14 protein-coding genes are annotated in these 12560 nt (G+C 64.3%); 7 read left to right on the forward strand and 7 right to left on the reverse strand.

Annotation, left to right across the window (positions count from 1 at the left end):
* Positions 1–50 precede the first annotated feature (50 nt).
* Positions 51–776 carry a pyridoxamine 5'-phosphate oxidase family protein gene (locus TSA1_RS07245; RefSeq protein WP_100175752.1) on the reverse strand — a complete coding sequence of 242 codons (726 nt, stop codon included), beginning with the start codon at positions 774–776 and terminating at the stop codon, positions 51–53.
* Positions 777–849: 73 nt separating this feature from the next.
* Between TSA1_RS07245 and pdxR the strand changes: the two genes are divergently transcribed.
* Positions 850–2340, forward strand: coding sequence for a MocR-like pyridoxine biosynthesis transcription factor PdxR (gene pdxR / locus TSA1_RS07250; protein ID WP_100175753.1), 1491 nt, complete (start codon positions 850–852; stop codon positions 2338–2340).
* A gap of 65 nt (positions 2341–2405) precedes the next feature.
* Positions 2406–2651, forward strand: coding sequence for a DUF6719 family protein (locus tag TSA1_RS07255; protein ID WP_100175754.1), 246 nt, complete (start codon positions 2406–2408; stop codon positions 2649–2651).
* Here the strand turns inward: TSA1_RS07255 and TSA1_RS07260 are convergent, their stop codons facing one another.
* Both TSA1_RS07260 and TSA1_RS38780 read right to left on the reverse strand, forming a co-directional pair.
* A complete protein-coding gene (locus TSA1_RS07260) occupies positions 2652–3017 on the reverse strand; it encodes a hypothetical protein (RefSeq protein ID WP_100175755.1) in 366 nt (121 codons plus the stop codon). It lies immediately after the preceding gene.
* A gap of 34 nt (positions 3018–3051) precedes the next feature.
* A complete protein-coding gene (locus TSA1_RS38780; RefSeq protein WP_145984279.1) occupies positions 3052–3471 on the reverse strand; it encodes a hypothetical protein in 420 nt (139 codons plus the stop codon).
* Positions 3472–3631: 160 nt separating this feature from the next.
* Here TSA1_RS38780 and TSA1_RS07270 point away from each other — a divergent pair, with 160 nt between their 5' ends.
* Positions 3632–3835: a hypothetical protein gene (locus TSA1_RS07270; RefSeq protein ID WP_174718791.1), complete on the forward strand. Its 204-nt coding sequence runs from the start codon at positions 3632–3634 to the stop codon at positions 3833–3835.
* Positions 3836–3847: 12 nt separating this feature from the next.
* Here TSA1_RS07270 and TSA1_RS07275 read toward each other — a convergent pair whose 3' ends face one another.
* The gene (locus tag TSA1_RS07275; RefSeq protein WP_100175758.1) at positions 3848–4396 is read right to left on the reverse strand and encodes a CreA family protein; all 549 of its coding nucleotides are present in this window, start codon (positions 4394–4396) and stop codon (positions 3848–3850) included.
* A gap of 207 nt (positions 4397–4603) precedes the next feature.
* Here TSA1_RS07275 and TSA1_RS07280 point away from each other — a divergent pair, with 207 nt between their 5' ends.
* The 4 genes from TSA1_RS07280 to TSA1_RS07295 all read left to right on the forward strand — a co-directional run bounded on the left by TSA1_RS07280 (position 4604) and on the right by TSA1_RS07295 (position 8644).
* Positions 4604–6226: a L,D-transpeptidase gene (locus TSA1_RS07280; RefSeq protein WP_174718792.1), complete on the forward strand. Its 1623-nt coding sequence runs from the start codon at positions 4604–4606 to the stop codon at positions 6224–6226.
* Between the two features lie 91 nt (positions 6227–6317).
* Positions 6318–6887 carry a glutathione peroxidase gene (locus TSA1_RS07285; RefSeq protein ID WP_100175760.1) on the forward strand — a complete coding sequence of 190 codons (570 nt, stop codon included), beginning with the start codon at positions 6318–6320 and terminating at the stop codon, positions 6885–6887.
* Positions 6888–7050: 163 nt separating this feature from the next.
* Entirely contained in the window at positions 7051–8073 is a 1023-nt protein-coding gene (locus TSA1_RS07290) for a polysaccharide deacetylase family protein (RefSeq protein ID WP_100181014.1), read from the forward strand.
* A 7-nt stretch (positions 8074–8080) separates the two neighbouring features.
* A complete protein-coding gene (locus TSA1_RS07295) occupies positions 8081–8644 on the forward strand; it encodes a dihydrofolate reductase family protein (protein WP_174718793.1) in 564 nt (187 codons plus the stop codon).
* Between the two features lie 180 nt (positions 8645–8824).
* Here the strand turns inward: TSA1_RS07295 and TSA1_RS07300 are convergent, their stop codons facing one another.
* From TSA1_RS07300 to TSA1_RS07310, 3 genes are all read right to left on the reverse strand, one after another.
* The gene (locus TSA1_RS07300) at positions 8825–9277 is read right to left on the reverse strand and encodes a DoxX family protein (RefSeq protein ID WP_100175761.1); all 453 of its coding nucleotides are present in this window, start codon (positions 9275–9277) and stop codon (positions 8825–8827) included.
* Positions 9278–9513: 236 nt separating this feature from the next.
* Positions 9514–11943: a tetratricopeptide repeat protein gene (locus tag TSA1_RS07305; protein WP_100175762.1), complete on the reverse strand. Its 2430-nt coding sequence runs from the start codon at positions 11941–11943 to the stop codon at positions 9514–9516.
* Between the two features lie 195 nt (positions 11944–12138).
* Positions 12139–12510: a hypothetical protein gene (locus tag TSA1_RS07310; RefSeq protein WP_100175763.1), complete on the reverse strand. Its 372-nt coding sequence runs from the start codon at positions 12508–12510 to the stop codon at positions 12139–12141.
* Positions 12511–12560 lie beyond the last annotated feature (50 nt).

Here is a 12560-nt window from a genome sequence, read left to right on the forward strand (position 1 = left end):
CAACTCCAGGCATTCCAACGGTTTCCAAGGAGTGCGCAAGCTAGCCGATTTCAGCCGTTCGGGTACTCCACAAAATATGCATCCCGCAATGCATCTTCGAGCAGTCGGCCTTCCGAATAGCCATTCAGCGTCGCAGGGCGGCCCACCCCGTCGAGCAGGCGCGGACACGGCTCCGGCGCGCCGAGCACGGTGCGCACCGGAATGCGCTCGGCGTAGATCGGCAACGCATAATCCTCGTCGTCGTCAGCGACACCCTTGGCGCGTATCTTGGCCGAGGCCTCCTCGATCTCCATCGCGATGAAGGACGTCGCCTTGATCTCCTGGGTGTTGCTCGCTCTGAGGCCCGCGGTGCGATCCGGGAAGAAGCGGTCGACCATCGCGATCACTGCCCGCTCCTTCTCCTCGGGGTCGGTGACGAGATAGGCTGTGCCGAACGCCATCACCGCGCGATAGTCGGCGGAATGGTTGAAGCCGCAGCGTGCCAGAACGAGGCTGTCGAGATGTGCGACCGTCAGGCACACGCGCTCGCCTTTGGTCTGGTTGCGCAGCATGCGGCTGGCGCTCGAGCCGTGCCAGTACAGCTTCGTGCCCTCGCGCCAGAAGAAGGTCGGCGTGCAATAGGGCTGGCCGTCGATCACGTAGGAGACGTGGCAAAGCATCGAGGAATCCAGGATGCGATGAACGGTCTCGTGATCGTAGAAGCCGCGGTCGTGCCGGCGCTTCACCTGGTTGCGCGCGGATATCGGATAGGAATTCGAAGTCTCGGCCTGGCTCACGGCTGCTCCTGATCGGATTGGAAGATCTGGAGCAGTTGTAGCGACGCATTTGGTCTGCGATAGTTCCAATTCCATGCAAAAGATTCCGACCAATTCCATGCCCCCGCCGGCCAAGACTTCCTTGCCGACAAAGACCGAGCTGCCGCTCGACCTCACCGGCCCACACGTCACGGCCGGCGCCTCCGCCGCGCAACGGCTCTATCAGGCGCTGTGCGAGATGATCGTCTCCGGCCTGGTCAAGCCCGGAGAGCCTCTGCCGCCGTCGCGCACGCTGGCGAAGCAGACCGGCTTTCGGCGCAACGCCGTCGTGATCGCCTATGAACGCCTGATCGCCGACGGCTTTGCCGAGGCCAAAGTCGGCTCCGGCACCTTCGTCGCCGCACGGATCCCTGCGCGCGCGGCCGTGCCGCGCAAGCCGAAGGTCGCGGTCGATGCGCCGCGACAAGGCGCTTTCGCACTCGGCTGCACCCATATCGACGAACGCGCATTGCAGCGTTTTCGCAGCTACGTCGGCCGCCGCATGCGCGCGTTCGGGTCGGAGCATCTGCATTATGGCGATCCGCGCGGCAGCCGAGAGCTGCGTGCGGCCATCGCCGATCATCTGTTGTCGGCGCGCGGGCTGCGCTGCGATCCCGATCAGATCGTGATTACGTCAGGCACACTGCACGCGCTGCGCATCGTGCTGAGCGCGATCCTGAAAGCGGGCGACCAGATCTGGTGCGAGGACCCAGGTTATCCCATCGCGCGAAAGACCATCGCGCATTGCGGCTATCGCGCCGTGCCCGTTCCTGTCGACGAGCACGGCATGCGGGTCGCCAAGGGCCGCTCCGCTGCGCCGTCTGCGCGCGCGGCCTATGTCACGCCGTCACACCAGTTTCCGCTGGGCGTGCAGATGTCGATGTCGCGGCGGCTCGAGCTTCTGGACTGGGCCAAGCAGGCCGGCGCCTTCGTGCTGGAGGACGATTACGACAGCGAGTTTCGCTATGACGGCGCTCCGCTGATGTCGCTCGCCGGCATCGACCGTCTCCAGCGCGTGATCTATCTCGGCACCTTCGCCAAGACGCTGTTTCCGGGCCTGCGCATCGGCTATTGCGCCCTGCCCGAACGCCTGATCGCTGATGTGACGGCTGCGCGCGCGGCGCTCGATCGCTTCCCCGGCACGCTGATGGAAGGCGCGGTGGCCGACATGCTCAATTCGGGCGCGTTCGCCGCAAACCTCAAGCGGGTGCGAAAGCTCTATCGCGAGGCCCGAGACGTGCTGGCCGAGACGCTGGAGGCCGCATCCGATGGCGCGCTGTCGGTGCCGGTGCCGTCACAAGGCCTGCATCTGGTCGCCCGGTTCGATCCCTCGGTAGATCTGTCCGTGGCCGCGCAAGCCAAGCAGGCGGCCGGTGCGGAAGGCTGGCTCCTGGCCGACACCTATTTGCGCGCGCGCCCTCTGCCCGGCTTCGTGCTGGGATTTTCCGGGCATGCGGTTCCACAACTCATCGCCTCCGCGGAACAGTTGGCGCGAGAATCGCGCGCAGCCCTGCGCACTCGGAACAAGTCGGCGCGGCGGGCATAACGAACGTTCACTATGAGAATCGCGGGCCAATGCCTACATTGCGGCATCGCCGCCGAGACCTCACCATGCCGCTACGCCGCACGACCAGCCTCGCGTTCCTGATCTCCATCGCGCTTGCCGCGACGGCGCATGCCACCACGGTCGGACGCGAGCAGGACATCGTCGACCTCAAGCTGGGGCAGCGCGTTCAGGTGGATGACGGAACCTGTCCCGCCGGACAGGTCAAGGAAGTGCGCGGGGCGCGGATGTCCGACAAGGGCGTCGTGCGTACTGCCACTTGCGTGCAGCGCTACGGCCCGAAGACGAAGTAACTACTGCTTCGCCGGATCGAACATGCACTGCAGGGTCGGCTTGGCGATCTTGGTGAAGGTCGGACCGATCTCGCTTTGCTTGGAAGCCGGCACCCAGTCGGTCTCGATCGTGGGCACACCGGTCTCGCTGATACCGCGCAACAGCGCCTCGCGCAGGTCGCGATCCTCGACCGCGGCCGCGGCGTGATCGTGCAGGCAGCCGCAGACTTCCTCGGGATGCTCCCACCGTCCAATCATCCGCGGTGCGCACTGACGCACGAATTCGCTGCGGGGATCCGGTAACCGCGAGGGCGCGCGCACCTGCGCCTCGGCGGCATTGATCGTCAGAACGGTTACGAACGCGGCGGCGCAAAATCGGACGAGCATGACGGCCTTTATCGGCTGATTTTCTTGTTGTCGATCAGAAGCGCGCGGCAACCATGATCGGCTGCGAGCTCGCGGTGGTGATCGGCGAGCCGCTGTACTGGAAGGTGCCGACGCCGGGAAGATTGCCGTCCGGCGCACCCGCGAACGAGGAGCCGACGATCACGAAGCCGAAAGCAAGGATGAAGCTGAGCGCGCGCATGGTCTTGTCTCCGAATTCCGTGGCCGGCGAGGCGCCGTCGTCGTTGTGGAACTGATAACCATGGGCGGTTTCGCGCGTGATGCGCCAGAAGCGCAAAATGGTTTCATCTTGCGTGAGAATTGTTTCGTCCGGTCCGAGGCGACGACACAATTCTCGAAAACTGCCAAACATTTCAATCCGGTCTCGCCGGCGCTCGCGGCGGCCTGCCCGGTTCCGGTTCGGCGGCGCGACCGTATCGCGCGCCGCCGCCGTCACGGTCCCGCCTTGCGTGCTTCACACGCATTTTACGTTTTTCTGCTCAAGAGAGTGACGAACGATGGCTGGGTCCTGTCGAACCGGGGGCGCTGCGGCTGCGACCCAAGCCATCGAATCCGAGACGCCGGAATCACCGGACGCATTCAGTTGAGGGATGGCCATGACGACGCAGGATCGCGCAACGCCGCGCGAGACGGACCAACGGACGGACCGCAGAGTTCAACGACCGCACCACGTCGCCTCGGCCGGCGCGATGTCGCTGCAGTCCGGTCGCGGCTTCGAGGCCGCGCCACAGGCATTCGTGCGGCTGACCGGCTCGCATCTTGTCAAACCGCAGGCCAGCCGCGCTGTTGTCACCGAGTGACGCGCAAACGGGTCACTGCGTGAAGAATTCACCGCACTTCTGGACGTTCGCATCCGCTGGTCCCCACGGCATGATCGGCACGGTCGAGGTCGAGTTCTTCGGCGAGCCCTCGATCAGCCTGTCTGAATAGACCATGTAGACCAGCACGTTGCGCTTGGCGTCACAGCCGCGCACGATCTGCATTTTCTTGAAGAACAGCGAGCGGCGCCGGCGGAACATGTCGTCGCCCTGCTCCATCTTGTTCTTGAACTTGATCGGCCCGACCTGGCGGCAGGCCAGTGAGATGTCCGAGACCTCCTCGGCAAGACCCAGCCAGCCCTTGAAGCCGCCCTTCTCCGGCACCGTGAAATGACAGGCGACGCCCTCGACCTCGGGGTCATCAAGACCATAGGTCGCGAGCTTGTCGTTCGGGCTCATCCATTTGAACACGGTGGAACGGCGGAAGATCAGATCGGGCTCGTCGGCAGCCTGAGCGCACGCCGTCGGCAGGGCCAGAGCCAAGAGGAAGAAAGCAAAGCCTTTCAAGCGGATGCCGGAAAGACCGAGGAAACGAGATGACATGAAGTTCTCCGATAACAAGTCCCCACAATGTAGGCATCGCCCCACCGCTCAGGAAGACGACGGCAGGCAGGCGCGGCCGCCGTTTACCGCTCCGTGAGGCTTTTTTGCTACGAGTTGGACAAAAGTAGCTGACGGCAGAACCGCCCTGCTGGTGAACGCGTATCCCCTCTGCGAGACTAACGTCTGATTTGGATTATGGATTCGAGGATGAACAGCGTGAACGGGTCGGGTTTTGCTGCCAAGCCGGCGCGGCTTTGGCAGGTCGCCATTTTGACGGCGGCGGGTGCGATTGGCGCGACCAGCCAGGCAGACGCAGCATTCTATTATTGGACGGATTATTCTGACGGATCCTACTACGCCCGGCAGGACCGGCATCCCGAGATACCGCGCCAGAAGCCGCAGAAGCGCAGCGCGACCGGCAAGAAAGAGGTCGTCGCCGAGAAGGAAGCAGGCACCAAGCCGCAGGGGCCGCTGGTCATCGTCGTCTCGATCGAACGGCAGAAAGTCACCGTCTACGACAGCAACGGTGTGTTCGCGGAATCGCCGGTGTCGACGGGCATGAAGGGCCATTCGACGCCGATGGGTGTGTTCAGCGTCATCCAGAAGCACAAATTCCACCACTCCAACATCTATAGCGGCGCGCCGATGCCGTATATGCAGCGGATCACCTGGTCCGGCGTCGCCATGCATGCCGGCGTGCTCCCGGGCTATCCGGCCTCGCACGGCTGCATCCGCATGCCGATGTCGTTCGCGATGAAGATGTGGAATTGGACCAAGATGGGCGCGCGCGTCATCGTCGCGCCCGGTGAGATGACGCCGCACAGCTTCTCCCATCCCCTGCTCGCCTCGTCGCGCGTGCCGCCGCAGCCCGCCGTCAGCCTTGAGCCGCAGACCAATGTCGGCGACAAGGCCGACAAGGGCGCCGCGGACACCAAAGCCGCCGACGCCAAGCCGGTCGAAACGAAGACCGCCAGCGCCGACGGCGTGCTCGAGCTGCGCACCTCCGTCGGTCACACCGTGATGTCCGACGTGACCACGGGCAATGCGGCCGCCCACGAGGAAGCCGCAGCTCCAGCCGACAAGGCCAAGACGGCCGAGGCATCCGATGCGGCCAAGCCCCAATCGGACGAAGCCGTCAAGCCGGCGAACGAGGACAAGCCCGCCGACAAGGTCGAGGCCGTCAAATCCGAGCCGGCCAAATCCGAGCCGACCAAGTCTGAACCGGTCAAGGCGGAAGCCGCGGAGTCCGCGAAGACACCCGATGCACGGGCACCTGCGGTCGCCGCCTCGCCCGAGCCGAAGAAAGACGAGAGCCGCGTCGCCGAACCGGCGCCGGCCGCAAAGCCGGACACACCCAAGCGGGCCGGCCAGATCGCCGTCTTCATCAGCCGCAAGGATTCCAAGCTCTACGTGCGGCAGAATTTTGCGCCGCTGTTCGAGGTCCCGATCACGATCGCCACGAGCGACCGGCCGCTCGGCACGCATATCTTCACCGCCGAGCTCGACAAGACCGATACCAACGCCCTGCGTTGGTCGGTGGTGTCGCTGCCCGTCTCCGCCCGCTCCGCAGCACGCGAGGACGACAGCCGCCTTACGCGCCGCAAGGGTGGCGTTGCCGTGATCCCTGTGGCCGCCAAGCCCGCGACTACCAAGCCCGTGGTCACGCCCGACAGTCCGGCCGAAGCCCTCGACCGCATCTCGATCCCCGCCGACACCATGGCGAAGATCAACGAGATGCTGACATCGGGCGGCTCCATCATCATCTCCGACCAGGGCATCAACCAGGGCGAGACCGGCGAAGGCACCGACTTCATCGTCCGCCTGTACTAGCCGCTTGACCGGCGCCCGATAACGCGGTGTTGACGAGGCGCCTCGCAGCCGCGGAGTAACATGCCCCTTGGATCATTTCGGGGGACGCGTCATGATGAATCGCAGGTCCGTGCTCACCGCGATGCTGGCCGGCACGCTGGCGCCGGCAACGCGTGCGTTGGCCGAGAATGGCATGAGCCGGATCCCGGCCTATGCCTTCTCCTTCCCCGCCTTGTCCGGTGACGACATCCGTCTGGCCGCGTTCACCGGCAAGCCGCTGCTGGTAGTCAACACCGCCTCGCTCTGTGGCTACACGCCGCAATATGCCGGCCTGCAGGAGATCTGGAACGAGTTTCGCGAACGCGGGCTCACCGTGATCGGCGTACCCTCGAATGATTTCGGCGGTCAGGAGCCCGGCGGCACCAGCGAGATCACGCAGACGGCGCACCACCAATATGGTGTTACCTTTCCGATCACGGCCAAGGCGGTCGTGGTCGGCGCGAAGGCGCATCCTTTCTACAAATGGGCGGCCGAGGCTCGCCCCCGCGAAGTTCCGCGCTGGAACTTCCACAAATACCTGATCGGCCGCGACGGCTATATCGCCGAGGTCTTTCCATCCGCGATCGAGCCGGCCGACACACGGGTCAAGACGGCCATCGCCAAGGCGCTGGCCGACAGCTGATGCTCGGGGCTCAACGCGGTTGGGCACAATTGTGGCGGGGCGCCAAACAGCCGTTGCAATGGCGAGGGCCCACCATCTAGGCTAGGATCGTTTGGGGCAGGATGGTTTTGCCGGAGGCGAAAAGCCACGGCGGAACAACGGGATCAATCTCGAGGACAACACCATGCGTGTGGCGGCAGGACTGATTTTGGCAAGCGCGATGTCGGTTGCGATGACCGGCGCAGCATGGTCGCAGACCCCGGCGAAGCCCGCAGCTGCGACGCAAGCCGCACCGGCGGCGACGCCGGCCGCAGCAACGCCGGCTGCAGCTCCTGCAGCCGCTCCCGCGGCAGCCGCCGCGCCCGCAGGCTTCGTCAACCCGCCCCCGCCCAAGCAGGCGCCGCAACCGGCGCGCGCGGCCTGCACTACGCAAGGCGCGCTCGGCGTCGCCCGCACCGTCGAGATCGACACCACGGGCGGTCCCGGGTTCGGTTTCGAGCATTTCAAGGAGCTCGACTTCCTGCGCGACAAGGAGGTCGTGCTGACCTTCGACGACGGCCCCTGGCCGAAGAACACGCCCGCGGTGCTGAAGGCGCTCGCCGACGAATGCACCACCGGCATCTTCTTCTCGATCGGCAAGCACGCGACCTACGAGCCGGAGATCCTCAAGCAGGTCTACGCCGCCGGCCATACCGTGGGCACCCACACCTGGTCGCACGCCAACCTCAACAACAAGAAGCTCACCGAGGCACAGCGCAAGGAAGAGATCGAGAAGGGCCTCTCCGCAGTGAAGTGGGCGCTCGGCGGCATCTCGCCCTCACCGTTCTTCCGCTTCCCGGCGCTGCAGCATCCGCCGGAAATGGTCACCTATCTCGGCAACCGCAACACCGCGATCTTCTCCTGCGACATCGACTCCTTCGACTTCAAGGCCTCGAAACCCGAGAAGGTGGTCGAAACCGTGATGAAGAAGCTCGACAGCAAGGGCAAGGGCATCATCCTGATGCACGACTTCCAGAAGCACACTGCTGAAGCCCTGCCCGAACTGCTCAAGCGCCTCAAGGCCGGGGGCTACAAGGTGGTGGCGATGCGCGCCAAATTCCCGGCCTCGTCGCTGCCCGAATACGACCAAGAATTGCTCAAGGACGCCAAGCTGCCGACGGTGAGCCAGCGCCCGGTGAATTCCGTGGTGACGACCGTTTCCGAATAGACGGCAATTGTCTTTCCGTATCGAAGGTTACGTCATCGTCTCGGCGGACGGCATGCTCGCCGACGCCGGCCATGTCATGCCGGACAGCCTGAAGTTCGAGGGCGACAAGCTGTTCTTCGAGCAGGCGCTCGATCGCGCGGCGCTGATCGTGCACGGCCGCAATTCGCATGAGCAGCAGCCGAACTCGCCGAAGCGCAAGCGGCTGATCCTGACCCGCAAGATCAAGGCGCTCACCGTCGATCCGGAGATGCCGAACGCTACGCTGTGGAATCCGGAACATGCGAGCTTCGAGCAGGCCTGCGCCTTTGCCGACGTCGCCTCCGGCATGGTCGCCATCATCGGCGGCCCCGCCGTGTTCGAGATCTTCATGGACCGCTACGATACGTTCTGGCTGTCGGAAGCGCCGCATGTGCGCCTGCCCGGCGGCGAAGGCTGTTTCGTCGGCGTGCCCGAACAGACGCCGCACGAGGTGCTGTCGTCGCACGGGATGAAGCCGGATGCGCCCTATCTGCTCGACGCGGCGCATGGGGTGACCGTGACGCCGTGGCGCCCGGCCGGGGGCTCCACCTAAAAACGCGAAAACAACCCCATGCACAGTACCGGCATTTCGATACCGCTACGTATCCTGCCGTTTCGTTGTGCATAAACCGGCGCGTCGCCGGCCACCGCAGCGCCGGCGGTCGGCGTCTGCCGCGCGTCGGCAAGACGCAAGCAGCGCGCACCAACCCGCCTCCCGCGTCCGGATTGATCGCTACACATCCCCGTAGGCCGCTTCCGCCGGACGCGTGGTGCGGCCGTATCCCATCAGCATGAACAACGCGCCGATGATCGAGAGGTTCTTCAGCGCGTCGACCACCATTTTCGCATTGTCGGGCGGTGCCTGATTCCAGAAATCATCGAACAGCACGGTCGCCACCGCGACGTAGATGATCATCAGCATCGCAAAGAACCGCGCGCCGAAATTCAGTGCGATCATCAGGCCTGCGATGATCTCGAGCCCGCCGACCGCGATCGCCAGCAGTTGCGGCGTGGTCATGGCAGTCGCCGTCTCGATCTGCTTGGCGTAGGGCGCGACAACGTCGGGCACCACGACCTTGGTGGCAATGAAATCGGCCGTCGCCTGGATGGCAAAGAGCTTGGTCGCGCCCGTGTAGATGAACAGCACGGCGAACAGGATCCGCCCGAAAGTCACGAACGCTGGCATGATCGGCCTCTTGGCAAAGCTTAAGGGCGGGACGCTGACGGGATTATGAAGAGTCCGCCTGAGGTTTACAAACGTGTAAATTACGACGTGCAAGCAAATCAACGGGACAAGGCACACGAACCTCCCTCCCCTTGTGGGAGGAGGGCTCGCCGGCAGCGGCGAGACGGCGAGTCGCTGTCTCCACGAATGGCTGTCGCCATGTCGATTCGCGGAGATATCCCCTGGAGCGCCTCATCCTAGTTCGGACTGTCGATCTGGCGCCTGATCTCCCCGATTAACGCCGCCAGAGTCCGATCCTCCGGCGTGATGACCGCGAGCATTTCGGCGTAGCCCAGCGCCGCCTTTGCATCGCCGGCCGCGCGGCTGAATGAAACCAGGGCCGACAGCACGTCCCTGTTGTTGCGATGACTTTTCAGAGCCTCGTTCAGAACCTTCATTGCCTCGTCGGCCCGCCCGCCGGAATGCAGCGCCACGGCGTAGACATAGGCGTAGCGCGGGCGACCCGGCTCCAGTTCGGCTGCTCTGCGCAACTCGGCGAGCGCCTGGTCCGGCCGCTTCAGCCGGGTCAAGGTCAGGCCGAGCGCATGATGCGCGGCCGCGTCGGCGGGTGAAGTTGCAATCGCTCGGCGGAGAACAGCTTCTCCGTCGCCGTCGCGACCGGTCTGGCGATAGAGGTCAGCCAGATTGACCGCGGCCGTCGCATATTGCGGGCTGATCCTGAGGGCTGACTTGTACTCGATCTCCGCATCCCCGGTCTGGCCGCGCAGGGCGAGGAAATTTCCAAGGGCGGTGCGAGCCTCGGGGCGTTCGGCGTTGGCACGCTGCGCCGCGACAAATTCCCCTGCCGCCTTATCAAAGTGGGCGCGATCGCGTGCCGGCTGGCTTGCAGTCGGAACGGGTGCGAGCAGCGAGGCCGCCCTGATCCGCACCCCACGCACGGGATCGACGAGCAGCGGCGAGGCCAGCGGCCAAATCTGGCTGGTGGGCACGGATTCCAGCATGTCCAGAGCTCCGATCCGCACCATGGGATCGGGATCGGCCAAGCCTTCCCGGGCGGTCGCAAGATTCGCAGGAGAGATGCGGGAGGCGAGTTCGTCGAGTGCACTCGCGCGCGCCACGGCCGGTGCGATCTTGTCTGCCGCCAAGACGCTAAGCAGCGCGGCGGCGTCGGCCTGGTCGCTGTGCGCTGCACGGAAGGCCGGCCCATAGGTCTGGAAACCCTTCCGGTCGGGCCCGAACCATTGTTCGACCGCGGCGGCGGCCCATTGGGCCGGCTTGTCGCTATGGCAGTCGTTGCATGCGTTCGGAGTTTCCAGCTTGATCGAAAGATCGGGTCGCGGAACGCGGAAGGCGTGATCGTGACGTGGGTCGATCACCATATAGGTGCGCGACGGCATGTGGCACGACATGCAGGTCGGCGCCCGATCGACGTTGACGTGATGGCGATGCTTCGCATCAGCATATTTTTCGGACGCATGGCATTGCAGGCAGACGCCCTCGCCGGAGACTCGGAGCTTTGCGCTGTGCGGCTCGTGACAATCGCTGCAGGTGACGCCGGCGGCAAACATCTTGCTCTGCTTGAACGGCGTATAGTTATAGGGTTCCTCCCCATCGCGGATCTGGCCATCGACATGATAGGTGGTCCGCGTCAGCGCCTCGACGACATGCGTCTGGGACAGCGACTGACCTGGTACCCAATCCTCGCTGAAGCCGGCGCGGCGCGCGTGGCATAACCCGCATGTCTCGACCTCCTTTCGCAGCGTGGCCGGCGCGGCCGAACGCTTCGCATTTCCGCTTTGCGGATCGATCGGCCAAGTGGCGCTCAGCCGTTCGTCGAACCGAACCAGCAATCCCTTGCTCGAATCCTCACGCTTGCCAAACGGCCACCAGCTCTGCTGGCTCCGCGCCCAGGCTGCGTGAGTGGAGCCCTGTCCATGACAGGCCTCGCAGCCGACGCTGATGTCCGCCCATGTGGTCGCGAAGCGATCCGTCGCGGCGTCGTAGTGCTTGCGCAGACCGGTCGAGTGGCACTCCGCGCACATGAAATTCCAGTTCTGGTTCAGCTTGGTCCAATGCAGGACGTCGTCGTGCTTGATCGCTTCATCGGGATGGAGATGAAACCAGCGTTGGCCGCCCTTCCCTTGCGGTCGGCTATCCCAGGCGAGTGACAAGGCCTGAATTCGCCCATCTGGAAATTCGACCAGGTATTGCTGCAGCGGCTCGACGCCGAAGGTGTATTTCACCTCGAACGTGGCCAGCTCGCCGTCGGAGCCGTCGGTCTCGATCATGAATCTTCCGTCATCGCGGAAAAAGCGCGAATGCACGCCGAAATGGTCGAGGCTCTTGTCGTTGAAATCGCCGAGCACGGTCTTGTCCGTCGCATGCGCCATCGCGGCCTTGTGCTGCGACATGTCCCACAGTTTGGCTTCGGCCTGGTGGCAGCCGGCGCAGGCTTGGCTGCCGACATAGGTTGCGACGGATGTGGCTGGCGCTTCCGACGTTGGCCCACTGATGCCGGGAAGGAGGAAAGCGAGACCTAGACCGAGGATGGCTGCAACTGCGCCGACGGTCACAATCCAGAGATGGCGCTTCGACGAGAGGATGGCTTCTGACGTGCCGCCGGCAGCTCGTGCAGCCCCGGCCAGCGAGGCGCCACCGGCAGCCATTTTCCGTGATCCAGCTTTGGTGCGGGATTTCCGTCGTTTGCCTGCCAACGACAGCCCCCTCAACGCTCGCCAAGTGGCGATCGAGCACCCTGCATCGGGATCGCCGCACGTATGATCGGCCGCCTTATCATCAAGTCAAGGAGCAAATCTCGGATCAAAAGTGTCTCGGCCAGCGCGGCGTCGCGTCCTGCAGCCTCATTTCTTATTCCGGTTCTTGCTGGCGCCTCTGAGAGCGGTCGCGGGGGCGAGCGATTTGGCGAGGTCTGTCATTTGCATGCACGTCAGCAGGTCGACGTAACTATCGCTTCCGCCCGCGGTCGCTTCGCCTACGCACTGATTTCTGATCTGATCGGAATTGGCCAGCCAAACGGAAGCCAGTTGCTGTTGCGCTGCATCCTCATCGCGCATGCAATCGTCGTAGGACTGGGCCAGATCCAGGCCCATCGCCTTGTCGGTTGCGACGGTCGCCTTACAGGTGGCCTCGACATTGAGCTTCGGTACGCGATCGCTTACGGGGGTCACCAATTGACCTCCAAGCATCGCCAAAGACAGCAGTGCAATCTTCATGACGTCTTTCTCCCAACAGCCCTGATGATTGATATCGGAGTCTTGGGGCC

The sequence above is a fragment of the Bradyrhizobium nitroreducens genome (assembly GCF_002776695.1).
Classification (GTDB): domain Bacteria; phylum Pseudomonadota; class Alphaproteobacteria; order Rhizobiales; family Xanthobacteraceae; genus Bradyrhizobium; species Bradyrhizobium nitroreducens.